Origin of the sequence: uncultured Mailhella sp., from assembly GCF_944324995.1 — a bacterium.
GTDB lineage: Bacteria > Desulfobacterota > Desulfovibrionia > Desulfovibrionales > Desulfovibrionaceae > Mailhella.
Window position 1 is genome coordinate 38,465 of sequence record NZ_CALUYL010000005.1, and the last position, 23,359, is coordinate 61,823.

Consider the following 23,359-nt stretch of genomic DNA (forward strand, 5'->3'; position numbering starts at 1 on the left):
ATACCCCCGAACTCTCTACAACTCTCTGATGACCGCCGACGGCTCGATGGCCGAAGCCCGCACGGCGGCGTGCAGCGAAGCCAGCACGGCCAGAAGCTGCACGCAAAGAAACGTGAACGCGAAAAACGCGGGCGAAACCGTGCAGATGGCTTCTCCCCCGGTCTGCGCGGAAAACATCATGTCCACGGCATGCGCCGCCGCGCCGTAAAAGGCGAAGGCCAGCACACTGCCCGCGGCTCCGGTGGCCATGGCCTGCGCCACGGGATACGCCAGCAGCGACGAGCGCGTGAAGCCGATGAGCCGCAGCATGCCCATGAGCTTCCACTTGCGGCGCACGGCCGCCTGCGCCGTGCTTGCCATGAACGCAAAAAAGCCCGCACAGGCGACAAGCGCAATGAGCATGATGACCGACGAGAGCGTGGAATCGATGCTCCTGATGTTGGCGATGTCGCGCGAGCGCGTCTTGACGCTCACATGCTGCGCTTCAAACCAGTCTTCGAGGGGTTCCACGTCGTCGAGCGAGCGGGCGTAGGCGCGGAACGAGGCAAAGTGCCGCGCCTCTGCCGGCGGCAGATCGCCTTCAAAGCCCAGAAGATCGGAACTCACGCCGTCGCGGAAATCCTGCACGGCGGTGAGGGTGTTCATGTCCACGAAGGCGGTGTCCATGCCCGTGGCCGAGGGCGGAAGCACGCCCGTCACCACGAATTCCAGCGCACGTCGCTGGAACTGCCCCGACGAAAGCCGCCGCCCGAGCGACGCCGAAACCGTGTCTCCGGGCGCAACCTTGAGCCTGTCGGCAACGCTGAAAGAAAGCACGATTTCAAAGCGCTCCGGCGTGGATTTCGGCGAAGAGGCGCCGTAGTCCTCAAGCACGGGATCGCCCGGGGCCGAGGCTTCCAGGGTGACGGTCTGCCGCCGCTCGCCCGCCGAGAGCTGCAGTTCGGAAGCCACGTCGCGGGTGCGGCCGATGCAGAAGCGGCAGCCGGGCTGCTCGGCGACTTTGCGGATGAAGTCTTCCTCAAAGCCTGCGCCGCTCCCCCCGGAAGGAATGAGTACCAGCACGGCGGGATCGCGCATGAGATTTTCCCTGAGGCGCTCGATGACGCCCATGTGCACCCCGTGCAGGACGAGCAGCGGCGCAAGCATGCTGGCCAGGGCGAGCACGCCGCAGAAGGAGAGGCTGCGTTCGTGCAGCCAGTCGCGCAGGGCAAGACGCAGGGACAAAAACAGCAGACGGAACATCAGCGACCTCCGGCCTGATCGTCCAGAAAGGCGCTCAAGTGATCGCCTTCGCTGCGCACGACCACGGGCACTTCGCGGAAGGCGAACTCATGCACGAGGGACACGTCGTGCGACACCATGACCACCGACGAGCCGCTTTCCCGCACCACGTCGAGAAACAGTTTCATGACCGTGCGGGAGAGTCCGGGATCCAGGGCGGCGGTGGGTTCGTCGGCGAGCAGAAGGCGCGGCTGCGGCGCAAGCGCCCGGGCGATGGCCGCGCGCTGCCTCTCGCCTATGGACAGCGACGCAGGCTCCGCGCGGCGCAGCCTGGCGATGCCTAGGCGTTCCATGAGCGCGTCGGCGCGCTTTGCGGCCTGCACGGGCTCCATGCCTGCGGCAAGCGCCGTGAGCTTCACGTTTTCCTCCACGGTCAGGAAGGGAAAGAGGCCGCCCGTCTGGAGCACGTAGCCCAGGTGACGGCGGCGCAGATCCGTGAGCGCGTCGGTTCTGCCCCGGCTCCACAGTCCGGCGACGTCCGCCTCTTTGCCGTCGAAGGAAAAAACGAAGGTTTCCGCCTCGTCGGGACGCAGCACCATGCCCAGAAGGTCGAGCGTGGTGCTCTTGCCGCAGCCGCTCGGCCCGGTGATGGCGATGCTCTCCCCTTCCTGCACGGAAAAACGGCGGATATGGAGGCGGTAGCCCGCCCCCATGTCGCGCTGTTTGGTCACGTTTTCAAGATGCGCTATCATTACGGCAGCATGTCCAGCGGCACGCGGTACACCCATTCGTTGGTGTTGGGGGAACCGAAGCCCTCCCAGTGGGTGTTGTCGCGGTCGTATTCCTCATAGCGGCGCACGAGCCCCTTGAGGCGACGGATGAACTCCTGCTGCTGACCGGTGCTCATGTCGGTCCAGTCCTCCTGACGCAGGCGCAGCACCTGGCTCTTGTAGGGAAGGCCATCCAGCACTTCGAGCAGCACGCCTTTCTGGGCGAGGTTCGCTTCCGGATCCTTGTTGAAGCTCGACGGGTCGCGGCTCATCTGCGCGGCCGCCGATATGAGCTGTTCATAGAAGTTGAAGTGTTCGCTGTCCTGCAAAAACGCCTCTTCGGCCGTGGAAATGATGAGCTTGAGCTGCTTGCGCAGCTGGCTGAGCTGCAGCTTGGTGAGCAGCACCGCCGGATACACCGCAGGCACGGGCGCGCCGTTGGGATTCTCTTCCAGCGACGTGAGGTCGGAATCGGCAATCCAGGCGCTCACCACCTGCGGAGCCGTGGTGCCGCGGTTGTCGCCCACGAACTGAAGCTGCATGGCGTAGCCGATGGCCTCGGCCGTGCGGCGGGCCCGCTCTTCCGGCGAGGCGGACTTGGGCAGATCCTGCGTCTTGGGCTTGTTCAGCATGCCGCCCTTGAGCTGCTGTTCGGCAATGTTGCAGTAGGTTTCGGCAATGAGCTTGCCCACGGCCTGGAACTGACGCGCGCCTTCCGCGGGCGTGGGCGCGTTGATGGGAATGTAGCTCGAACGGTTGTTGCTCAACATGGAAAGCGCGCGGTAGCTCTCTTCCGCGTAGGAATGATCCTTCTTGCCTGCGGGCGTCTTCACGTGAACGGCCGTGAGGAATATCTTGTTCGTGCGCAGGTAGTCGGCCATGCCTTCCGGCGACATGCCGGTCTTCGACGTGGGATCGCTCCCCGCAAGAGGCCCGGCGTCGGTGATGAGCAGCATGGTCTTGGCGTCCACGCGGTTCCAGCTCAAGGAATCCACGGCCTCCTTCACGCCGGCAAGGGAGTCTTCGTCGAAGGCGTGGGTGGACGCCTGACATTCCTCCACCTGATCGAGCATGCGCTCCAGCGACGAGCGCTCCTCCACCGTGGCGAAATCGCTCACGATGCGCGTGTTGTACTCGGTGGCCGGGCGCTTTTCCACGTTGCTGCGGAACGCCACCACGGCAATGGCCACCTTGTCCTTGGCGGGCGACTTCTGGAGTCTGTCGTACACCGTGCGGATGATTTCGCGGGTCTGATCGATGTAGGGCTTCATGGACTTCGTGGTGTCGATGATGAACACGATGCCCGTGGTCATGCCGTCGGAACCCTTGGCCTTTTCCTTGTCGGCGTCCTTTTCGGGATCCTTCTGCACGCCGGGATCGATGCAGGCCACCTGAAGAAGCTGCGTGCCGCTGTCCTTGAACTGATCGTCCGTGGAGAGCACGGGCAGAAGATAGAAGTTCTTCTGCGAAACCTGTCCGTCCTTTTCCATGGGTTCGGCGGCAATGACCGGCAGATCCGCGGGCTTGCGCGCGCCGGGCGTGTTGAAGAGCTCCACGTACTGCGCCACGGTGTCCTTGATGCTGTCGGCCGTGCACAGATCCACGATGGCGTCGTGACTGCGGAAGAACAGCACCGGCTGACGCCCCATCTGATCGGTGAACACCATGGTGATGGCCTGCGGCCATTCGGTGGTTTCGGAGATCTTGAGCCAGCCGTCCGAACCGGTGGAGGACACGCCTACGCGCAGCATGTCGTTCTGCCGGGCGTACACGTAATAGGAAGTGAAGGTGCGCGGATTGCCCACCACCTTGGAGGCCGAGGCGTCGCTGTAGAGCTTTGCCCCGGGATGCGACACCACGCGCTGAAACACCGTGGTCTTGCCTTCCTGCACGAGAGGCTGCTCGGCCTGCGCAAGGCAGGGCGCGAAAAGCGTCAGCGCGCACAACATGGATGCTGCAATAACATGCTTCATGGGAAACCTACTTCATGTCCTTGAGCCAGGCGGCCGCCTCGGCGTTGCCTTCGGCCGCGGCCTTTTCCGTCCAGGCCTTGAGAGAGGCGCGGGCCTTTTCCCCGTCGGGCGACTTGCCGTAATAGTACCAGGCTTCCGCGCCGTCCTTGCTGATGCTGCCCCACGCCGGACGCGAGGGATCCACGCATTCGGCATAGCGCTGCGCGGCCTGCGCATTGTCTTCGCCCGCAGCGTAGTAGTACAGGCGGAAAATGGCGTCCTGCTGTTCCGGCGTGTCGGCGTCGAGTTCGCCCGCAAGCTTCATGGCCGCCTCGGGATTGCGTTCCCCGGCAAAGAACGAGGCCACGCGTCCCCTGGCGTCGGCGCGCATGGCCGCCTCTTCCGCGGCCTTCTTCTCCGCGGCAGCCTTTTCGGCCGCAGCCTTGTCCGCAGCCGCCTTTTCCGCCGCGGCTTTTTCAGCAGCAGCTTTTTCCGCTTCGGCCTTCGCCGCTTCCTCGGCCGCCTGCTTTTCCGCGGCGGCCTTCTTTTCGGCTTCGGCACGGGCGGCTTCTTCCGCGGCCTTCTTCTCGGCCTCGGCCTTTTCCTGCGCCGCCTTGTCCTGCTCGGCCTGCTCGGCGGAAGGCTCGCTGCCGCCCTGCGTCATGAAATACGCGCCGCCGGCCGCAAGAAGCGCCACCACCACGGCCGTCGCAATGAGCGGCGCGCGGCTCTTGCCCTGCGGGGCCTCAGGCGCGCTGCCGCCCGCGTCAAGCGAGGGCAGCTCCTCGGAAGATCCGGCTTCCGCCGCGCTTGCGGCCTTTGCCGCCTCTTCCTCAGCTCTGCGCCGTTCCGCCTCTTCGCGTTCCTTTCGGCGCGCGGCCTCCTCTTCTTCGCGGAGGCGGGCTTCCTCAAGGCGGTAATCCTTGATGGTGCTCGTGCCTTCCATCTCTGACCAGGCTATACTGTAGGCGGGCATGTGACTGTTTTCCGCCTTTACGCGCCCGTCCGCGCCCATGAGGCAGACGCGATATGTGCCGTCGGGCATGCTGTCCACATAGGCGGGCTGGAGCTCAAACGACACGCTCTCGCCCTGCACTTCGGGCTTCACTTCCAGAGCCAGCGCTTCCGGCGCGCCGCTCCAGTTTTTGTTCCCGCTCACGCACAGATACTCGCACCCGTTTCCCGAAAAATGCCCCAGCGCAATGCTGTCGCCCTCTTCGTAAAAGGCGGCGTCGCCTGCTTCCCGCGTCAGCGTTACCCGGGCATAGCCCTGATTCATTCCGTCCTGTGTAAATTCCGCTCTCATGCGCTTGCCTGTTCCCCGTTAATCTGATTGATGATCCTGCCGAGCTTCGCGTTTTCCTCAAGATTGATCCTGAGCCCGTCGGTAAAGGTGACGTTGTCCACCAGCATGCCGTAAAACGTGGTGAGCCAGTCCTTGTACCACTGCTTCACGAAAGGCTTGAACGTTTCCGGCAGCACGGGATATCCCGTGATCTGCGGCTTGTCGCGGAACACCGTGACGTTCTGCCCCCGATAGTTCACCACGCGCTGCGATTCGTTGCTTTCCGCGGGCTTCTTGCCCATCCAGCTTACGAAATCGTTGAGCACGCCTATGGCGTAGCTCGCCTGCTTGCGTATCTTGCTTTCCTTGGGCACGTCCACGGGCTGGGCGATTTCCCGGAACTTGCTTTCCAGACGCCCCTCGATGTTCAGACGGGCCACGGCCGCGTCGAACTCGTCGAGCACCGCAAGAAAGATGGTCTTCGGGAACAGGTAGTAGCTCGTGCATTCCGTGGTGTCGGCAAGCGCGCGCATGCGCATGCTCCACGCCTCGATGATGCGCTCGGCGTAGAACGAAAGCTCGTCCTTGTCCGCGGGCGAGGGTTCCTTTTTGCCGGGCGCGGCAGGCGCGGGCTCGTCGAAGAAGTCCAGAGGATCGACCTCCGACATGTCGAGAGAATCGCTTTCCGGCGCGCTTTCCGCCTCCTCCGGCATGCTGAACGACGACTCCCGATATTCGTCGTAGCTGCGTTCCGCCTCGCTGTACAGATAGTAGAGCTGCTCGGGAGAAATCTTGAAGTTGTTCAGCAGTTCGGGGAAGCGTTCCTGGAAGTTCGGATTCATGAACAGCTTGCCGAAGCGGCCGAACAGCGCCATCTTCTTCTTGAGCTCCTCCTCCTGATTGCCGGAATGATAGAACGGCGCAAGCGTGGCGTAGAGCGTCTGTCTCGCGGCATAGAGGGCGTTGGATATCTGACCGAGCTTGAGATTGGGATCGCACAGCGGCTGGAGGCAGCGCTTGATGTGCTCGATGCCGCCGTCGTTGGGATTCATGATTTCGTCGAAGGCCGTGGCCGGCGAACGGAAATGACGCTGCACCAGCGCCGATTCAATGAACGCCTTGCGCAGCTCGTCGCGATACTGTTCCTTGTCCTCGCGCACGCCCGTTTCCCGGCCCTCGGCGTTGTAGGTCATCATGTTGTCCCAGCGGATGTTCACGTTGCGCAGCATGTACAGATTGTTGAAGGGCTGATTCGGCGTCCATTCCTCCACCCAGCGGGTGTTCTGACTGTACGCTCCGGAGAAGTGGCCGAGAAACACGCCCTTCACCACGTCGTCCCAGCGGGTTTCAAACTTGGCGCCGCTCTTCTCCTCGAAGTGATGATCCGACTTCGTGAGAATGTAGAACAGCGCGGTCTTGGCGTGAACGCGGTCTTCCGGGGTCTTGCCGTGGGTGGCGGTGATCCATTCCTCCACGGCGGCGGGCAGGCCGGGCGTGTTGTCGGTGGTGGCCACGCACAGAAGCAGACTCGTCAGCTCGCGCTCGGCGTTGTAGCGCTGGAACAGGTACGCCACCTTGCCGCGGCGGAAGAACTGTTCCACCGCGCTGTCGGCGCGGCCCTTGTGCAGGTAGTCGCGGATGTCCGAACATTCCAGACGCGCCTTGTAGCCCGGAAAGTCCAGAAGATCGGTGTGATCGAAGTAGTCGGCGGGCTTGTGGGTCATCACGAGGGTGAGCTCCGCAATGACGGCCGAGGCGTTCTTGCGCGAAACCGCGGCCTTGCGGCCTTCGGGGGTACACATCTGCACTTCGCCGCTCACGTGGGAGAGCGAGAAGTCCGTGCGGCCGAGGGTGTCCACGTCGATGATGCTCGCCTCGCGGGGCACGAGCGCGTCCATGGAGCAGAACGCCTCCTCGGCGTTGCCGAGACGCGCCAGATCCGAAGAGAGCGCCTGGAACATGTCGTTGAATTCCGGAATGCCGTCCCAGATGATGCCGAAGAGCTTCACGCGGTCGTCGAGGGAAAGGCGCGGGGCAAGCGCAATGGCGTCGCGCCAGTACACTTCTTCGAGCGCGGCCGCACGGCTCATGCCGCCGAAGGAATTGCTCACGTATTCGCGCAGCTCCTCCATGACGTCGAGCGTGATGTGCGCGCACGGCTGCCCGGCGCGTTCCTTGAGGGACGACACCGCGGCCTGAATGGCGGTCTTGTCCACCTTTTCCTTGTGGTCGCAGTCGCAGAAGTAGGAGTTGGCGAAAATCTTGACGAGCTCGGTTTCGGAGAGCAGGCGCACATGCACCGGATACCCCGCCGGCATGTTGGCCGGGGGCGTCATGGTGAAGCGCGTGACGAGACCCGTGGATTCCTTGTTTCCGCCGGGGTTCAGATCCCGGAGGAAGTCGTAGGTCTGATCGCCGAAGGCGCAGCGCACTTCCTTGTTTTCATCGCGGGCGAGCGACGAGAGCAGGTAGGACTTGCCCGCCTGACTCGGTCCGAACACGCCCGCGCACATTTTGCGTTCCGCGGCGCGGCCGAGCTTGCGCAGCAGCCTTGCCTGCTGGCGCAGCTTGGCGAGCACGTCTTCCCTGGACTTGCCGCACGAACGCACCCGCTCCTCGTTGCGCGCTATCCACTGCTGGGCCTGTTCCGCCGCGTCGGTAAGGCGTCTGGCCTCGGCAACAATCGTATCCTTATCCATAAAAAGGCTTCCTTTTCAAATGTGCTTTCGATAGGGGCGTCAGAACAGAATGCCGGTGTCCATCCAGCAGCCTTCCTCGTCCTTCTTGCCCAGCGTGCGCAGAAGAATCCGCACCGGACGCCCGGGAACGCGGACCAGTTCCATCTGTCCGCCGTTCATGCGGCGTTCCTGCACGGCTTCGGGATCGCTGTAGTCGATCTGCGGTTCGTCCAGCTTGGCCTTGATGTCGCGGCCGGTTTCGGGAATGTCGTCGAGCCCCTCGTCCTGCTCGGGAATGACGAACTGCACCTTCACCTCGTAGGGCGTGTGTCCCTGCGCCGCGTGACGGGCCTCCTCGTCGGCGAATTCCATGCGCCAGCAGCGCGTGGCCGTCCAGCGCGGCACCTCAAGCTGACGGAAGCCTATGGTGATGGGCGCGCTGAATTCCACCACCTTGGTGTATTTGTCCTCGCCCCTGGCCTTGTCGGGATGCAGGTTCGGGAACCACACCTTTTCGCGCGAGAGCGAGCCCTGCACGTCGAGTTCGCCGATGTACTGCGCGGTGCTCTTGAGCTCCAGACGGCTCGAATCGAACACGAAGCCTTCAATGCTGTTTTCCGCAAGCGCGCAGAGAATGGCTCCCGTGACCACCGTGGTCTTCGGATCGGTGATGCGGCCCGTGTTGTTGGCAAAGGGATACCACGGTCCCACGCGGTAGGTGTGCATGGGAATCACGCGGTCGGGGGCCACCGGAAGCATGGCGAACACCTGACGCACCACCGCGTTCCAGCACGAGGGGCGGCCGGTCAGCAGCAGCGCGTCGCAGTCGTAGGCGCTTATGACCTCGCCCATGCCGTTGAGCACGGCGCTCACGCTGCCGCTCACGGCCTTGTCCACTTCGGAGCAGCGCACGTTGAGTTCCATGTCCATCACGTCGATGGCGATGCCGCAGCGGGTCTGAAGCGTTTCGTTGAAGAAGTCCACCACGGACTGCTGAGGCTGCGCCGCGCCGATGCCCGAGCCTGCGCCGTCCTTGCCCCGGAACAGCGACCGCACCGACACGTTGATTTCGCCCGACACGTCGTGCAGATCCTTCTTCTCGTACTCGGCGAGGATTTCGTAGGCGATGGGCAGCGCCACCTGACGCAGGAACTGAATGCGGTTGTTCTGCACGCGGGTGTTGTCGCTCTTCTTGCCGAACATGTCGCGGATGGCCATGTCGGCGGCGCTCTTTTCCACGCCGCGCTTCACGAGGCCTTCCATGATGGCCCGGCACACGATGTCGGAAACCACGGTCTTGAGCACGTCGTCGCCGCCGAAGTTGAAGCCGTCGCGCATTTCCTGCTTGGGCCAGATGCGGTTCGTCGAAGACTTGTCGTTGGCGAGCACGTAGGTGGTCACGGAAAGATCCGTGGTGCCGCCGCCGATGTCGATGGTGGCCACGCGCAGGGTGGGCTTCACTTCGGTCTGGGCGGGGGCGAATTCCTGGGGAACAGTGCGCAGACGGCCCATGCTCTCGAAGAAGAGATGCGCGTCGCCCTGATAGTTGCGGTTGATTTCGTTGTACAGGTACACGAGCTGCGTGCAGGTGGCCTCGTCCCAGCGGCAGCGGATTTCGGGATTCATGCGGAAGTCGCGCGTGCCGCCGTCGGCGGCGCGGAGGCGTCCGCCCTTGCCGGAAGGCGGTTCCGCGTAGAATATCTTCTTCCAGCCGAGGGCCTCCCAGAGAATGTTCACGGCGGCGTAGGCCCAGCGGCGGTAGATGCGCTGTTCGGCAAAGGGCATGCCCGGCGGCACCGTGAAGATGATGCTGCGCAGACGGCGAGGCATGTCGGGATACGGACGGCGATAGCGCTGGGCCGGCGAGTTGATGGTGACGAGCGCCTGCTGAATGAGTTCCATGAACAGGAACATCATCATGGAGGAGCGGGAGAAGCGCGGCTGGTTGGCGGGCAGCGCGTCCTGATTGCGGCAGCCGGGGAGCGTGGCGTTGAACAGGTTGGCGAGGTAGCTCTTGGCGGCCGGAGCCTCGCCGGTAGGATTGAGCTCGCGCACGCAGCTCACGGGCGTGCCTTCGTTGTTCAGGTAGCGGCAGATGGAATTCGAGGAGACGAGTTCCTCCCTGTCGGTGACGTTGGCCCGGTTGAAGTACCAGAGATTGCTCGACTTGTCCTGATCCCAGAGGTATCGCTTGGGACTGGTCATGCCCGAGGTGCCTTCGGCGTTGGAGGAAAGACCGGCCAGACGGCTGGCTTCCGGGCCGGTGCGCACGGGCGACACCCAGGTGAAGGCGTTGCTCCGGCGGCCGGAACGCTTGCTGAAGGCCATGGAGCCGAAATCGGCCTTGGAAAATTCCACGCGCGTTTCAAAGGGTTCGGCGTAGAAGTTTTCGGGATGGCTCAGGTCGCGCAGCTGCAGGCGGTAGCTGTCGTTGAGATCGGTGATTTTGCTCGGCTGATTCTCCACCAGAATGCCGGTGCTGCGGGAATTGCCGATGTCGAGAATGAGATCCACGTCGATGGTGTCGGTGGACTGCGAATCCGATGCCTTGTCCTGCGTGCCGGAAAGGTTGACGATGCGCACGTTCAGATGGCCGATGGCCGCCTGAAGAAACTGCAGATACACGAGATAGGACGCCAGATAGTCCAGATGGTTTTCCTTCTCGCCGATGCAGCGGGGGCGTTCGTTTCTGTGGGCCCTGTCGAGGAAGTAGTCCTCCCAGAGCGAATGGAGCCAGCCGTCCACCCAGCCCTCGGTGAGGAACCAGGAATTGTCGCGTTCCCGGTCGGCGAGGGAGCACACGGCGCGGGCGGTGACGTCGTCGGGCGAGAGCGCGGCGTGACGGCCGTTCTGCGGCTCTTCCACCTGCATGTCGAAGGCCAGCACCACGCGCCAGTTGAATATTTCAGGATCGGCGGCCGAGGGCACGCGGGTCACGTAGGCGCGGGCCCAGTTGGTGGGGCCGGAGCGGAAGCGCGGCAGGCCGTCGTCGTGAACGTCGCCGGAATGCCGGAAGAACGGCACGGGCAGCCACTTGCCGAGCCACGGCCCGAAATGCTTTTCGGCCTGCACGGTGTAGTAGTCCTCGCCGAGGTACTCGCCCCGTCCGTCGGGATTGAGCAGGTAGCCTTCTTCGGGATCTTCCATGAGCTCGCACAGCTGCACGCTTTCTCCGTCTTTCTGTGCGCCGCCGTCGGGCAGGGAGACTTCCTGCTCCACAAAGGTTTTCTTTATCTTGCGCGCCTTTTCGGGCGGCAGCTCGAAATCGAGAAACTGCGGCAGCCCGTAAGGGATGAGACTTACCGTGTCCTTATATTCCGGCATTTGATGCATGACCAGGATCTCCTTCTACTTCAGGCGGATAAACGACGCGCCGTACCAGCTGATGCCGCCATTCTTGCCGTTGCAGAGTGCCTGACCGCCCTGGTCGTAGCACTCGATGTAACTCTTGTGATAGCCGGATCTGTTGTCCTTCGCGCGAAAATCGGACGTATTGATGCGCAGCACGCCCTTCTTGTAGGTGGCGTGGGCGGAAGCGTCGTAGCGGCGGCCCGAGAGCTCGCGCACCGCGGCCGTGCCCTTGCCGTTCTTGTCGAAGCGGAACTCCACCACCACAGGCTGATTGTCGGTCACGCGGGCAAGCCCGGTGTTGCAGCGCCAGTGCCCTTCAAGGAAGGACATGGTGTCGTCCTTGGGCGGCAGCGAAAGCGCGCTGCCCCGCGAAGACGAGGACGAGGCCGACTTCGACGACGACGCCTTCGACGCGGCGCTGCGGCTCTCCGCCGCTGCGGACATCTTGCTCGACGCGGCCGCGCTGTTGTCCGAAAGCTGGGCCAGCATGCCTGCGATGTCCACGTTGCCGCCCGCCGCCTGACCGGAATCCGCCTGCGCCGAAGAGGCGGCCTTGTCCGCGGAGGCTGCGCCCGGAGTTTCGGGAGCCACGGGCAGCAGCTCTTCCATATTCAGCTGGCGTTCCTGCTGATCCAGAGAATCCTTGGACACGAGCTGTCCGTCTTCCACGCGCGTCCAGCCGTTGGACACGTCGCACATGAGCTCGGACGACGCGCCCTTGCGGCATTCCATGAACGTGGGATAGTAGCCCTGACCGCTGCCGTTGTCGTAGGCGTCGGTCTTCACGCGCAGGGAGCCGTCGGGCATGCTGCCGGCCTCGGCGTCGGCCTTGAAGTCCTTGCCGGAGCCGTCGCGGATCACCGAGTAGCCGCGTCCGTTCTTGTCGAAATGAAATTCGAGAGCCACGCTCTGACCGTCGCTCTTGCGGGCCAGATCGCGACTGAAGCGCCAGTCGCCTTCCAGCGCGGACACTGGGTCGGAACCGGAAGTCGCGCGGGCCTTTTCGGCCTGTTCCATGACCACGGGCGGAAGTTCCGCGCCGCCGGAGGAAAGCTCGGCGTACTGCTGCGCGCCTGCGCCGGAAGAAGCGCTCTGACCGGCGCTCTGACGGGCCGCGCTCTTCTTTGCGCCGCCGGCCGAGGCCGCCTTGTCCGCGCGGCTCGAAGAGGCCTTCTTCGAGGGCTCGCCCATCAGGCGTTCGCCTTCCCAGGCGGAAAAGCCGTCCGTGCCGCGGCACAGCGCCGCGCCGTCGCTGTTTTCGCATTCCATGAATTCGGGATAGTACACCTGCGAGGACTCGGGATTCGTGTAGGGCGTGGTCTGAATCTTGAGCACGCCGTCGCTCATCGAAGCCGCAGCCTCGGCCGTGTGCCGCACGTTCTTGTCATCGGTGAACGCGGCAACGCCGCGTCCGTTTCCGTCAAAGGAAAAATCCGCGCGCAGTCTGCCGCCGTCCGGCCGCACGAACATGCGGTCGAAACTCCAGTCGCCCGCAAGGAACGACGCATCTTCCGCGCCTTCGGGAATGACCAGCGGCTCGCCCTTCACGTCGCTGCGCTTGTCGCCGGGGCGAAGTCCGGTCACGGCGTCGAGCGCGGCCTGCTTCGCCGCGTCTTCGGCGGCAGCCTGAGCGCCTTCCGCACTCTTCGCGTCGGCGCCCTTCTGCGCGTCGGCCTCGTCGGCCGCATTCTTCGCATCGGAGCCGTCACTTGCATCAGCCTTGCCGGACTGGGCGTCGTCCTTTTCGGAAGGCAGCACCAGCGGCTCGCCTTCTTCGGCCTGCGCCGCATCATTCGCGGAGCTCTGCGCCTTTTGCGCCGCACTCTGCGCCTTTTCGGCAGCCTGCGCCGCTTCTTCCGCGGCCTTCTTTGCCGCATCGGCACGGCCGGACTCTCCGGCCTTCTTCGCCGCGGCCGCCGCCTTCTGCGCGTCTTCGGCCGAGCTTCCGGCCTCGTCGGCCGCCTGCCTTGCCGCTTCCGCCGCCCGGCGCGCCGCGTCGCTCTGCTTTTCCTCAGCGCTCTTCTGCGCTTCCTCCGCAGCCTTGTTCGCCGCTTCCGCGGCCTGCTGCGCCGCTTCCGCCGACTTCAGCGCCTCGGACACCTCGCCGCCCGCATCGGGCTGCGATTCCTGCGCGGCCTGCTCCTGCGCCCCGCCCTTCGAGGCCAGACGCAGACTGTTGGCAAACACCGGAGCAGGCATGATCAGCGACGCGGCCACGACGGCGCAGCCTATGGACTTCCACAACGCGCTCATTGCGCACCTCCTCCGACATTGATTTCAATATGCCAGGACTCGCCGTTGCTGTTGGTGCCGGTGCAGGACTTCTCGCCCTTCACGCACACCAGAGAAAACGGATGATAATTGTTGCCGTTCGGGCACACCATCTCGCTCATCTCGAACACCACCGTGTTGCCCGGGCCGTGCTTGGCCGCCACCGTGCCTTCGCAGGTCTGCGAGGGTTCGGTCACGTAGCTCGTGCCCCTGCCGTCCTCGCCGGGAAAGTTCAGACGCAGATTCACGTTCTCGTTGTTCTCGTTGGCCAGCACGCCGTCGGCCTTCATGTCGCCCTTCAAAAACGCAAACGACGTGTCCGGCGCAGGCTCGTCCTTCTGATTCATGAAGAACCACGCCGCAGCCGCAATCAGCAGCACCACGATCGCCGCCACAATGGGAAGCAGCTTCGACGACTTCTTTTCCGGCTCCTTCTTCACTTGCGGGGCAGGCGCAGGCTCCGGCTTCGGCGCAGGTTCCGGTTTCGGCTCGGGCGCGGGCTGCGGAGCAGGTTCCGGCTCGGGCTTCTCCTCCTCGGGCACGGCAAAGGGCATGGCCGCCGGCGTCGGCACAGGCGCGGGCTGCGTCTGCGCCTTGTCTTCGGCTATGGTCTTCTCTATCTGCTTGATGAGCTTTCTGCCTTCCTCAACCACGCTGCTGTCGCCTTCGGAAAATCCCCAGCCCACCAGAACCGGCTTTCCGTTCACCGCGTACAGGTATTCGATTCCCGGCACAAGCACCGCTTTTTCCAGAATGTCCGCATAGTTGCGATACGTCTGACTCCGGGTTTCCGAACGCAGTCCCTCCGCGTAGTCGTGCAGAGACTCAAACATTTCCCGGAACCTTTGCAGCACCTGCTGCCGCTCCTCACGGGGAAGCTCCATCACGCGCACGGCCTTGCCTTCTTCGTCGGCATACCAGTCAATGGTGCGTCCGCCGTCCACAGGCTCGGCAAACAGCGACAGGTAATCCTCGCCAAGCTTGCCGTCGAGCTCCAGAATGCTCCGAATCTGATGCAGCATTCTGTAAATATCGTTGCCGCCCACCTGCGCTACGGTCAGGCCGCTCCTCTCCGTTGTCGTGATGTAATTGTTTCCCATGACTCAATCCTTAATGATGCGGGCCTGGCAGACGACCCTTTCTGCAATACGCCCAAAGTCCCGTCCGGTGTTCCGGACGGGACCATAACGCCGCGCCTTTCGGCTTTCGGTTCCCGGAATCTCGATCAGGCGAGCTTGCCAGCCACGCCGAAAAGCTGATCCACGGACGCCATCGCATCCTGATATTCCTTTTCGGTCTGGCCCTTGGCCTTGTTCACGCGGTTGGCGTCGTTCTGCACCTTGGTCTTCTGGCTGTTCGTCGCGGAACGGATCTTCTGCAGATCCTTCTTGGCCTGGCGCTGCTTGGCCTTGGCCAGCATCTGATCTTCCTGTTCCTGCTGCTTGATGAACGATTCACCGTCGGCAAGACGTTCGTCCATTCTGGTCTGGCTGCCGGCCCAGTAGGTATTGATGTTCTCAATGCCGGCCTGGATTTCCTTCATGCGGGCAAGGAAGTCTTCCTTGGAAATCTTCTTCGCCTTGGCCGCCTTGCGCAGAGCCACGATCTGATCGCTGTAGCACTTGTAGGCTCTTTCCACGGACGCGCGTTCAATATCCCAGTCTCTGGCGTTCTCGCCGAGTATCTTCTGGTATTCCGCCAGACGTTCGTTTCTGTCGCTGATCTTGCTCAGGCGGGCCTGGAAAAAGCCCACCATGCCGCCGGCCACGGCTCCGGCCGCCGCACCAACCGCAGCGCCCTTCCAGTCGCCCTTGGCAATGCCGCCGATCACCGCGCCGCCGAGCGCGCCGAGCACCGCGCCCGTGGCCGCGCCCTTCACTTCCTGCGTGTTGTCCTGATCCTTGCACAGCTTGGCTATGGGATCATAGCACTCGGGATAATACTGCGCCTGAAAGACGGGAGCCGTCTGCTTGGGACCGCAGCCGACCAGAGAAAAGGTCAGCGCTACAGACACAGCCCACACCAGGGCTTTGGACATTTTCATAAAAACCTCCTCAAAAACCAATCATTTAAACGCAAGAGCCCTGTCCCCCTGCGGAACAGAGCCCTACCGAACAAGCAGATCGCGCAGCGAGTCCTGCAGATGGCTTAAAAAACGAATTGCGGAGTTTTTTATAAGAAATCATATAATTCACCAATTTAATTATATTAATGAAATATAAAAACATCTGATCCCTGCGAAATCCGCAAGTTTTCGGACCAACTGCCTTTTTATAATCCCTGCGAACAGAACCGGTCAAGAGGCAACAGGATTTTTTTTCGGCATGCGACGCCGAACTGCATCCGATTTCCCCTGTTTTCTCCAAAGTATCAGAGATCATCCTCGTGCATTGCTCCTCAATGCAGACAATATTCTGTCGCATCCCTGTCGGAATTTTAGCGGCATCTTTTGTTTATACATCATTAACATATTGATATAACAGTAAAAAATAATATCTGTACCACCTTTTCCGTCAGAAGAGGAAAAGCGCGCCCCGCAGCGTCGAACGCATATGCCCCTGCGTTTGTCTGCAACGACGCATCAAAAACAACGGCTGCGTCTTCTGTTTGCCTCGCCTGTCCGGGCGACCTCCGCAAGACGCCGACAAGACGTCCGGCCGTGCGGCAACGGCCGGTCTTGCCCGTTTCTGCCTCCCGAGCGAGCTGCGGCGTCATCGCCGCGCCGGGCGCTCCCTCCGCCCCTGCGACGCCTCACGCGCGCCCCGCTCCTGCCGCACACGCGGCTTCGTCCGCGAGCGCTTCGACCTGCGTTTTCCGAGAGCGCGGCTCGTCCCTTGCCGAGCCTCGAAACGCCCCGCCGTTTTTCGCAGACTCGCACGCTTCTGCCGCTCCGCCCCTCCGGCGGACGCCGGGCAGGTCGTAAGTCGGGGATTCCCGAAAGCCGCAGAGGCCGCCACGCCTTTCCACGAAAGTTTTCCGCAGGCGCGAAGGCATGCTTCGGGCGGAACCGCTCGCCCGCTCCGAGAAAGGCGCTTTTCCACAGCCTCGGAAGCATTCCCCGCCGGATGATCGCCGCTGGGCCTTTGATTCGCGTTGTCCAAGCCCCCGGGGAGTTCTGCACCCTCCGTCCGCTCACAGGACGAACCGGCCTTCCTCGAAGGCGCACAACCTCATTCCGCGGCATTCCCATTTTTTCTTCCCCCCTGCTCTTGACATATTTCAACTTTTGTTGAACTGTTCACCCATGGAAAGCAAAAGCGCCAGCAAAATCTTTGAAGCCCTCTCGTCGGACGTGCGTCTCGACGTGTTCCGTCTGCTCGTGAAAAACGCGCCCGACGGTCTTGTGGCCGGCGACATTTCGCGGCTTCTGGACATTCCCGCCACCAACCTGTCCTTCCACCTGAAGGCGCTGGTGCAGAGCGGGCTCGTCACCGTGGAACGCGAAGGCCGTTACATGCGCTACAAGGCTTCCATCCCGCTCATGCTGGACATCATTGCCTACCTCACTTCGGAATGCTGTTCCGACAATCCGGAGTGCTGCCGCAAGTTCCGCAGGGAAAGTCACGTCGATCCCTGCTTTCTGCCCGAACGCTGAGGGTCCGCCCTTCTTTCGCGCAGTATATTTCAATAGTTCAACAAGTATCATTTAAAGGAGCTTTTTCCATGCGTATGACAGACGGCCGCGAGCCTGAACGCGGCACGGACGACAAGGAAGAAAAACGCTGGCTTCTGCGCTACGGCGCGACGATTGTTGTGCTGGCGGCGCTGTGGTGGACGGCCTATTCCTGCATTCAGAATGCGGCGGCATGGATCGTGTACGATGCTCTCGGCCTTGCGCGCGAGTCGCACCTCGGCGCGTCGCTGGAATTTTTCCTTTACGACACGGTGAAGATTCTGCTTCTGCTCGTCGCGCTCATCTATGTGATTTCCTGGCTGCGTGCCGCCCTCAACGCCGAGCGCGTGCGCGACTTTCTGGCGGGCAAGAAGCGCGGCATAGGCTACGCGCTCGGCGCCATGTTCGGCGCCGTCACGCCGTTCTGCTCCTGCTCCAGCGTGCCGCTCTTTCTCGGCTTCACCACGGCGGGCATTCCCATAGGCATCACCATGTCGTTTCTCATCACCTCGCCCATCATCAATGAGATCGCCGTGGTGCTGCTCTGGGGCCTGCTCGGCTGGAAGTTCACCGTGGTGTACGTGGCCGCAGGGCTTGCCGCAGGCATGATCGGCGGGCTCTTCATGGATTCCATCCGGGCCGGGCGCTGGCTCCAGCCCTTCGTGCTCGACGCCATGAAAACGCCCGTCATTCCCCTTTCGGGCGGAAGAAAACGGCTGACCGTGCGTGCGCGGCATACGTTCGCCCTCGGAGAAATGATCTCCATTTTCCGCCGCGTCTGGAAATGGGTCATCGTGGGCGTGGCAATCGGCGCAGCCCTGCACGGCCTCGTGCCCGCCAACTGGTTCGCCGAAAACCTCGGCGCGGGAGAGTGGTGGACCGTGCCCGCCGCCGTCATCGTGGGCATTCCCCTCTACTCCAACGTCACCGGCATCGTGCCCGTCATGGAAGGCCTGCTCACCAAGGGCATGCCCATAGGCACCACCATGGCCTTCTGCATGTCCGCCGTCGCCGCCAGCATCCCCGAAGTCGTCATGCTCAGACAGATCATGACCGCAAAACTCCAGGCCGCCTTCATCGGCTACCTGTGGGTGGTTTTCACCCTCACCGGCTGGCTCCTCAACGCGCTGTTCTAAGAGAGAGTTTGCGGGGGAAGGGAGAGCCCCCTTTTTCAAAAGGGGCTCTCCCTTCCCCCGCGCCCCCATCCCTCTTCCCCAAAACTTTTCATTTCTGCCGTCAGGCTTCGCCTGCCGTCAGCCGAAGCGCAGCTACCGAGCAAAATTTCGGAGAAAGTCGATCAATGAGGCACTGAGAAACGTGCAAAGAAGCCTCGAAACTTTCCCCGGCACTCTCTGCCCCCCGTTTCTTCCCTGCCGCGCCCTTTGCGGACGCGGCTACAAACTCCCATAAAGAGGTTGCCATGATCATCAAAGTTTTCGGCCCCGGCTGCTCCAAGTGCAAAGAAACCGAACACATCGTCCGCGAGGCCGTGGAAGCCTCCGGCATGCCCGCCGACGTGGAAAAGGTGTCCGACCTGCGCGACATGATGGCCGCAGGCGTTCTTTCCACCCCCGCCGTTTCCATCGACGGCGCGCTCGTCTGCTCCGGCCGTGTGCCCTCCAGAGAAGAAGTCGTCTCCTGGATCATGACCGCAGCGGAAAAGGCATAACTGTTCTGCGGGGAAAGACGAACCGGTTCCGCCTTTCCCCGCCGGGCAGGAAAAGTCCGCGCCGAAGCGGCGCGAATCTCCGCCCCGACCCGTCGGCCCTCGCCACGCGTCCGCCTCCGCTTCCGGCAGTTTTTCCGAAGGGCTGCCGCCTCTCCGACCGGCAATGTCGTCAGACACTAAAGCGGCAAGGCTGCGCCGTCCGGCAGAGGCATCCCTCCCGTTCAGCACAGAGCACCGCATGAAAAAACGCATTCTCTTTCTCTGTACCGGCAACAGCTGCCGCAGTCAGATGGCCGAAGCCCTCGCCCGTCTTCTTCTGCCCTCGCTCGAAGCCTTTTCCGCCGGCTCCGCCCCGGCGCAGTGCATTGATCCGATGGCCCGGGAAGTCATGGCGGAACTGGGAGCGGATCTTTCCCGACAAAAGCCGAAGGGCATCGACGAGCTGCCCGCCGCGGACTTCGACCTGATCGTCACGCTCTGCGGCAACGCCCGGGAAAGCTGTCCCGTTTTTCCCGGGGGAGACATGATCGTTCACCGGGGCTTCGACGATCCTCCTGCGCTGATCGGAAAAGCCGGCAGTCGTGAGGAAGCGCTGACGGTCTACCGCAGGGTACGCGACGAAATCGCCCTTTTTCTCCGCTCATTTCCCGACAATTTTCCCTTTCTTTTCCGCTGATCTTCAACGCTTCGGCAGGACTTCCCATGTTCAGACGCCTTTTTCTCTCCGTTTTTTCCGTTTTTCTGCTGTACTCTTCCCCCGTCTGCGCCGGGGAGGTTCCCGTGCCCGGCAGGGTCACCATGGTCGACATCGGAGCAGGTACCTGCATTCCCTGCAAAATGATGGCTCCCGTGATTGAAAAGGTGAAGGGACTTTACGAAGGCCGGGCTGAAATCGTCTTCATCGACATGCGGAAGGATCGTGAAGCGCCCGAGAAATTCGGCATCAGCGCCATTCCCACGCAGATATTCTATGACGGCAGCGGCAGAGAGCGTTCCAGACACGTCGGCTTTCTGGATGAAGCGGGCATACGGAAGATCCTGGACGCCCTGCTTTCGGAAGCCGACGGTGCTTCCGCGCGCTGACGCTCGGCAGGAACGGTTCTTGCGATGTTCAACGACTTTCTCCTTACCATCAACATGTGGATGGCCGACTCACTCGGCTACGCGCTCGTCGGCTGCTTTCTCTGGGGCGTGGTGAGCGTGCTGTTCAGCCCTTGTCACCTGGCGTCGATTCCCCTCATGACCGGGTACGTGGCCGGACAGGAACGCTCTCTCAGGAATGGAAGCCGGGACCTACGCCGTCGTGTTCAGCGCGGGACTGTTTCTGTCCATCGCCGTCGTGGGGCTTGCCTGTTCCATGCTCGGGCGCATGCTGGGCGACGTGCCCCCGCTGTGGGGCCTGCCTGTGGGCGCGCTGCTCGTGTGGCTCGGCCTCGACCTCATGGGCGTGACGGCGTGCCGCCTTCCGGGCAAGGGCCTCGGGCGCTTCTCCCTGCGCGGCTACCGGGGAGCGTTCGTGCTCGGAGGCACCTACGGCATACTTTCCGGCGCATGCACCTTCGGCTTCATCGCGCCCATTCTCGCCATCATCACCATGCAGCAGCGCGTGGCCGAAGGACTCATGCTCATTGTCGTCTTTGCCGCCGGGCACTGCCTGCCCATCGCCCTCGCGGGGAGTTCCGTGGCGCTCTGTCAGCGCCTCGTGGAATCGAGAGGCATGCGTACCGCCTCCGCATGGGGCCGCCGTGCCGCCGGACTTCTCGTTGTGGCCGTGGGCCTCTACTTTCTTGCAACGGCGGTGGCGGGCATGCCGGGAATGAACTGACGCCGCCTTGCATGCCGCCGGGGCGAGAATGCCTCCCGTGCAGGGGCAGGACGTCTGCCCGTGCCCGCCCTCGCCCATAGCTTAGGGCATAATCTTCCCGTTCACCCTGTCCTGCCTGTCCGGCGAAGCCGGGAGGCAGGATCAGGGGGACACGGGGGGGGGCTTGTCCCGACTTTGTCGGGGAATTATTTCTGACTTTGCAGCTCTCCCGAAAAACACCCAAGCCCGTTTGCGCAAGACACTCTGTACGAGCTGCCTCACTTGTACGACGGCGGCTGCGTTTAACGCCGGAAGTGAATTCCGGCTGCTTGCTGCCGTCGGCGCGGGCTCTTGATGTCGCCCGCGGACCCCAGAGCGTTGAGAGAACACTTTTCGGTTTACCTTTGCGGCATTCAGTATCCCCCCAAAAAACATCTGGAAATCTCTTCCTTTGACACGACTGTCCGGCGCAGGCCGGACAGGAGTCGGCCACCGCAGGTGGGTCCGACAGGACACACCTGCACTGAGACCGCAGACCGAACAGTGACTGCCAAGCACACCAAGCCCGGCGTCACTGCCTTTCCGCACTCCCGCCCGTTCTCAGAAACGCTCCATGCCTTCCCTTCGGCGCCTGCCGAACCGGCGAAGCCGGGAGGCAGAATCAGGGGGGCGCGGGGGGAATTATTTCCCCCGCATGCCTTTCCTGCCTTTTCTGCCTTTCCTGCCTTTAAAAAAGTCGCCCCGCTCTTCGGGCTTCCTGTCAGGAGCAGGAGCCTTGGGAGCGGGGCTTGTTTCAAGGATGGCCACAGCCGCCCGCGTGGAGAGCGTCGGCCGGGCGGACGCGCCTAGCGACGGTAGTCACGCAGGAACGCGGCCAGCTTGTCCACCGCTTCTTCCAGAATGGAGATGCGCGGCAGATAGACGATACGGAAGTGGTCGGGCTTTTTCCAGTTGAAGCCGGAGCCTGGAACGAAGAGGATGCGGGTTTCGCGCAGGCAGTCCAGGGCGAACTGCGTATCGTCGATGATATGATAGCGTTCGGTATCGATTTTGGGGAAGATGTAGAATGCGGCCTTGGGCTTTTTGGCGGAGATGCCGGGCACGCTGTTGAGTGCCTCATAGATGAAGTTTCTCTGTTCGTAGATGCGGCCTCCGGGCACGATGTACTCGTTGACGCTCTGGTAGCCGCCGAGGGCGGTCTGGATGATGGACTGACCGGGCACGTTGGAGCACAGGCGCATGTTGGAAAGCATGTTGATGCCGGCGATGTAGTCTGCGGCGAGGCTCTTGTTGCCGCTCAGGATCATCCAGCCGACGCGGAAGCCGCAGACCATGTGCGACTTGGAAAGTCCGCTGAAGGTCACGCAGAAGAGGTCGGGCGCGAGGGAGGCGATGGACACGTGCTTTTCGCCGTCCATGACGAGGCGGTCGTAGATTTCATCGGAAAAGATGATGAGCTCGTGACGTCTGGCGATATCCACGATGCGTTCGAGAACTTCCACGGGATAGAGCGCGCCGGTGGGGTTGTTGGGATTGATGATGACGAGGGCTTTGGTTCTGTCGGTGATCTTGCTTTCCATGTCATCAAGATCGGGGTACCAGTCGGATTCCTCGTCGCAGATGTAGTGAACGGCCTTGCCGCCGGCGAGGTTGGCGCAGGCGGTCCAGAGGGGATAGTCGGGCGAGGGAATGAGTATTTCGTCGCCGTTGTTGAGCAGTGCCTGCATGGAAAGCTGAATGAGTTCGCTGGCGCCGTTGCCCGTGTAGATATCCTTCATGGTGACGTTGGGGATATTCTTTATCTGGGCATACTGCATGATGGCCTTGCGGGCGGAGAAGATGCCGCGCGACTCGGAATAGCCCTGCGACTGCACGATGGAATCGCGCATGTCGAAAATCACTTCTTCGGGCGCGGAAAAGCCGAACGGCGCGGGATTGCCGATGTTCAGCTTAAGAATTTTCATGCCGCTTTCTTCCATGCGGGCGGCTTCGTCCACGACAGGTCCGCGCACGTCGTAAAGAACGTTGTCGAGCTTGCTGGATTTTGAAAAAGTTCTCATCGTAGGGCTTCTCCGGAGTGTTTTTTAGCGGCTGTCGTTCAGTGTGCCGACTGCACAATGCCGTCACAACGATAAACGTAGCACTATTCTCTGCGGACGCAAACAAAAACTCGGGCCTGTCGAAAAAAAATCGCAGAATTCCCCGCCCTTGCCGCCTTCCGGAGCCGGAAAAAGAACGGATGCGCTCCCGTCTCGCGCGTATTCGTCGCCTGCGGTGCTCGCCCGGAACGGAAAAACGACGCTTTCCGGCGTTTCGGGAATCTTTTTCTGACGCGATGCGGGCAGGCCTTCTTTTCGCCGGGCGTCCGCCGGGCGCGTTCCCGTGCTCCAGGGGGGAAAAGTCCCTCATTCCTGCCCTGCCTAAGCTCGGCGCTCGCGTCTCCGTTCCCCAGGGTGAAAAAGCCGAATCAGGCCCCGACGCAGAACCCACGAATGCGCGTTTCCGTGCCGGGGGAAAAGCCCCGCGCGCAGTTTTTCAAAGCGACTGCGCCGCAACGATTTTCGGATGTTCCGTGCGTCGCGACCGCATGTGACCGCTCAGCGGCATCTCTTCCGCTGCGATTTTCCGCCGCAGGCCGCCTGAAAAAAGTTTCTTTTTCCGCCGCTCTCTGCAGAAACCTTGTAAAACTCTTTTCCCGTATTGACCGAAATCCGGGAGTTTCGTATCCTGAAGCAAAGAACTGTC

The 23,359-nt window shown here is 62.4% G+C and carries 16 protein-coding genes; 6 read left to right on the top strand and 10 right to left on the bottom strand.

The features are described 5' to 3' along the window. Window positions 1-15: 15 nt before the first annotated feature. The 9 genes from Q0K02_RS03820 to Q0K02_RS03860 all read right to left on the bottom strand — a co-directional run bounded on the left by Q0K02_RS03820 (window position 16) and on the right by Q0K02_RS03860 (window position 15,572). Window positions 16-1,242, bottom strand: a complete 1,227-nt coding sequence (locus Q0K02_RS03820; protein ID WP_294485231.1) for an FtsX-like permease family protein — start codon at window positions 1,240-1,242, stop codon at window positions 16-18. Beyond that, a complete protein-coding gene (locus Q0K02_RS03825; protein WP_294485233.1) occupies window positions 1,242-1,973 on the bottom strand; it encodes an ATP-binding cassette domain-containing protein in 732 nt (243 codons plus the stop codon). The genes Q0K02_RS03820 and Q0K02_RS03825 overlap by 1 nt, the downstream gene beginning before the upstream one ends. Beyond that, window positions 1,973-3,964 carry a vWA domain-containing protein gene (locus Q0K02_RS03830; RefSeq protein ID WP_294485236.1) on the bottom strand — a complete coding sequence of 664 codons (1,992 nt, stop codon included), beginning with the start codon at window positions 3,962-3,964 and terminating at the stop codon, window positions 1,973-1,975. Before Q0K02_RS03830 ends, Q0K02_RS03825 begins: the two co-directional genes overlap by 1 nt. Window positions 3,965-3,971: 7 nt before the next feature. Continuing rightward, window positions 3,972-5,222: a hypothetical protein gene (locus Q0K02_RS03835; protein WP_294485238.1), complete on the bottom strand. Its 1,251-nt coding sequence runs from the start codon at window positions 5,220-5,222 to the stop codon at window positions 3,972-3,974. Window positions 5,223-5,245: 23 nt separating this feature from the next. Further along, the gene (locus Q0K02_RS03840; RefSeq protein ID WP_294485240.1) at window positions 5,246-7,927 is read right to left on the bottom strand and encodes a virulence factor SrfC family protein; all 2,682 of its coding nucleotides are present in this window, start codon (window positions 7,925-7,927) and stop codon (window positions 5,246-5,248) included. Between the two features lie 39 nt (window positions 7,928-7,966). Then, window positions 7,967-11,239: a virulence factor SrfB gene (locus tag Q0K02_RS03845; protein WP_294485243.1), complete on the bottom strand. Its 3,273-nt coding sequence runs from the start codon at window positions 11,237-11,239 to the stop codon at window positions 7,967-7,969. A gap of 15 nt (window positions 11,240-11,254) precedes the next feature. Beyond that, window positions 11,255-13,510 (bottom strand): hypothetical protein, encoded by a 2,256-nt coding sequence (locus Q0K02_RS03850; protein WP_294485245.1) that lies wholly within the window; start codon window positions 13,508-13,510, stop codon window positions 11,255-11,257. Continuing rightward, window positions 13,507-14,628 carry a hypothetical protein gene (locus Q0K02_RS03855; protein ID WP_294485247.1) on the bottom strand — a complete coding sequence of 374 codons (1,122 nt, stop codon included), beginning with the start codon at window positions 14,626-14,628 and terminating at the stop codon, window positions 13,507-13,509. The genes Q0K02_RS03850 and Q0K02_RS03855 overlap by 4 nt, the downstream gene beginning before the upstream one ends. A gap of 125 nt (window positions 14,629-14,753) precedes the next feature. After that, window positions 14,754-15,572 (bottom strand): YMGG-like glycine zipper-containing protein, encoded by an 819-nt coding sequence (locus Q0K02_RS03860; protein ID WP_294485249.1) that lies wholly within the window; start codon window positions 15,570-15,572, stop codon window positions 14,754-14,756. A 1,200-nt stretch (window positions 15,573-16,772) separates the two neighbouring features. Between Q0K02_RS03860 and Q0K02_RS03865 the strand changes: the two genes are divergently transcribed. The 6 genes from Q0K02_RS03865 to Q0K02_RS03890 all read left to right on the top strand — a co-directional run bounded on the left by Q0K02_RS03865 (window position 16,773) and on the right by Q0K02_RS03890 (window position 20,635). Then, a complete protein-coding gene (locus Q0K02_RS03865) occupies window positions 16,773-17,123 on the top strand; it encodes a helix-turn-helix domain-containing protein (protein ID WP_294485251.1) in 351 nt (116 codons plus the stop codon). A gap of 68 nt (window positions 17,124-17,191) precedes the next feature. Next, the gene (locus Q0K02_RS03870; protein WP_294485253.1) at window positions 17,192-18,277 is read left to right on the top strand and encodes a permease; all 1,086 of its coding nucleotides are present in this window, start codon (window positions 17,192-17,194) and stop codon (window positions 18,275-18,277) included. Window positions 18,278-18,561: 284 nt separating this feature from the next. Next, on the top strand, window positions 18,562-18,810 hold the full coding sequence (locus Q0K02_RS03875) for a thioredoxin family protein (RefSeq protein WP_294485255.1): 249 nt from the start codon (window positions 18,562-18,564) through the stop codon (window positions 18,808-18,810). A 238-nt stretch (window positions 18,811-19,048) separates the two neighbouring features. Next, a complete protein-coding gene (locus Q0K02_RS03880) occupies window positions 19,049-19,486 on the top strand; it encodes an arsenate reductase ArsC (RefSeq protein ID WP_294485257.1) in 438 nt (145 codons plus the stop codon). 26 nt (window positions 19,487-19,512) lie between these two features. Then, window positions 19,513-19,893 (top strand): thioredoxin family protein, encoded by a 381-nt coding sequence (locus tag Q0K02_RS03885; RefSeq protein WP_294485258.1) that lies wholly within the window; start codon window positions 19,513-19,515, stop codon window positions 19,891-19,893. Window positions 19,894-20,089: 196 nt separating this feature from the next. Next, entirely contained in the window at window positions 20,090-20,635 is a 546-nt protein-coding gene (locus tag Q0K02_RS03890; RefSeq protein ID WP_363315660.1) for a cytochrome c biogenesis protein CcdA, read from the top strand. Window positions 20,636-21,459: 824 nt separating this feature from the next. Here Q0K02_RS03890 and Q0K02_RS03895 read toward each other — a convergent pair. Beyond that, window positions 21,460-22,674, bottom strand: coding sequence for an aminotransferase class I/II-fold pyridoxal phosphate-dependent enzyme (locus tag Q0K02_RS03895; RefSeq protein WP_294485260.1), 1,215 nt, complete (start codon window positions 22,672-22,674; stop codon window positions 21,460-21,462). Window positions 22,675-23,359: the final 685 nt, after the last annotated feature.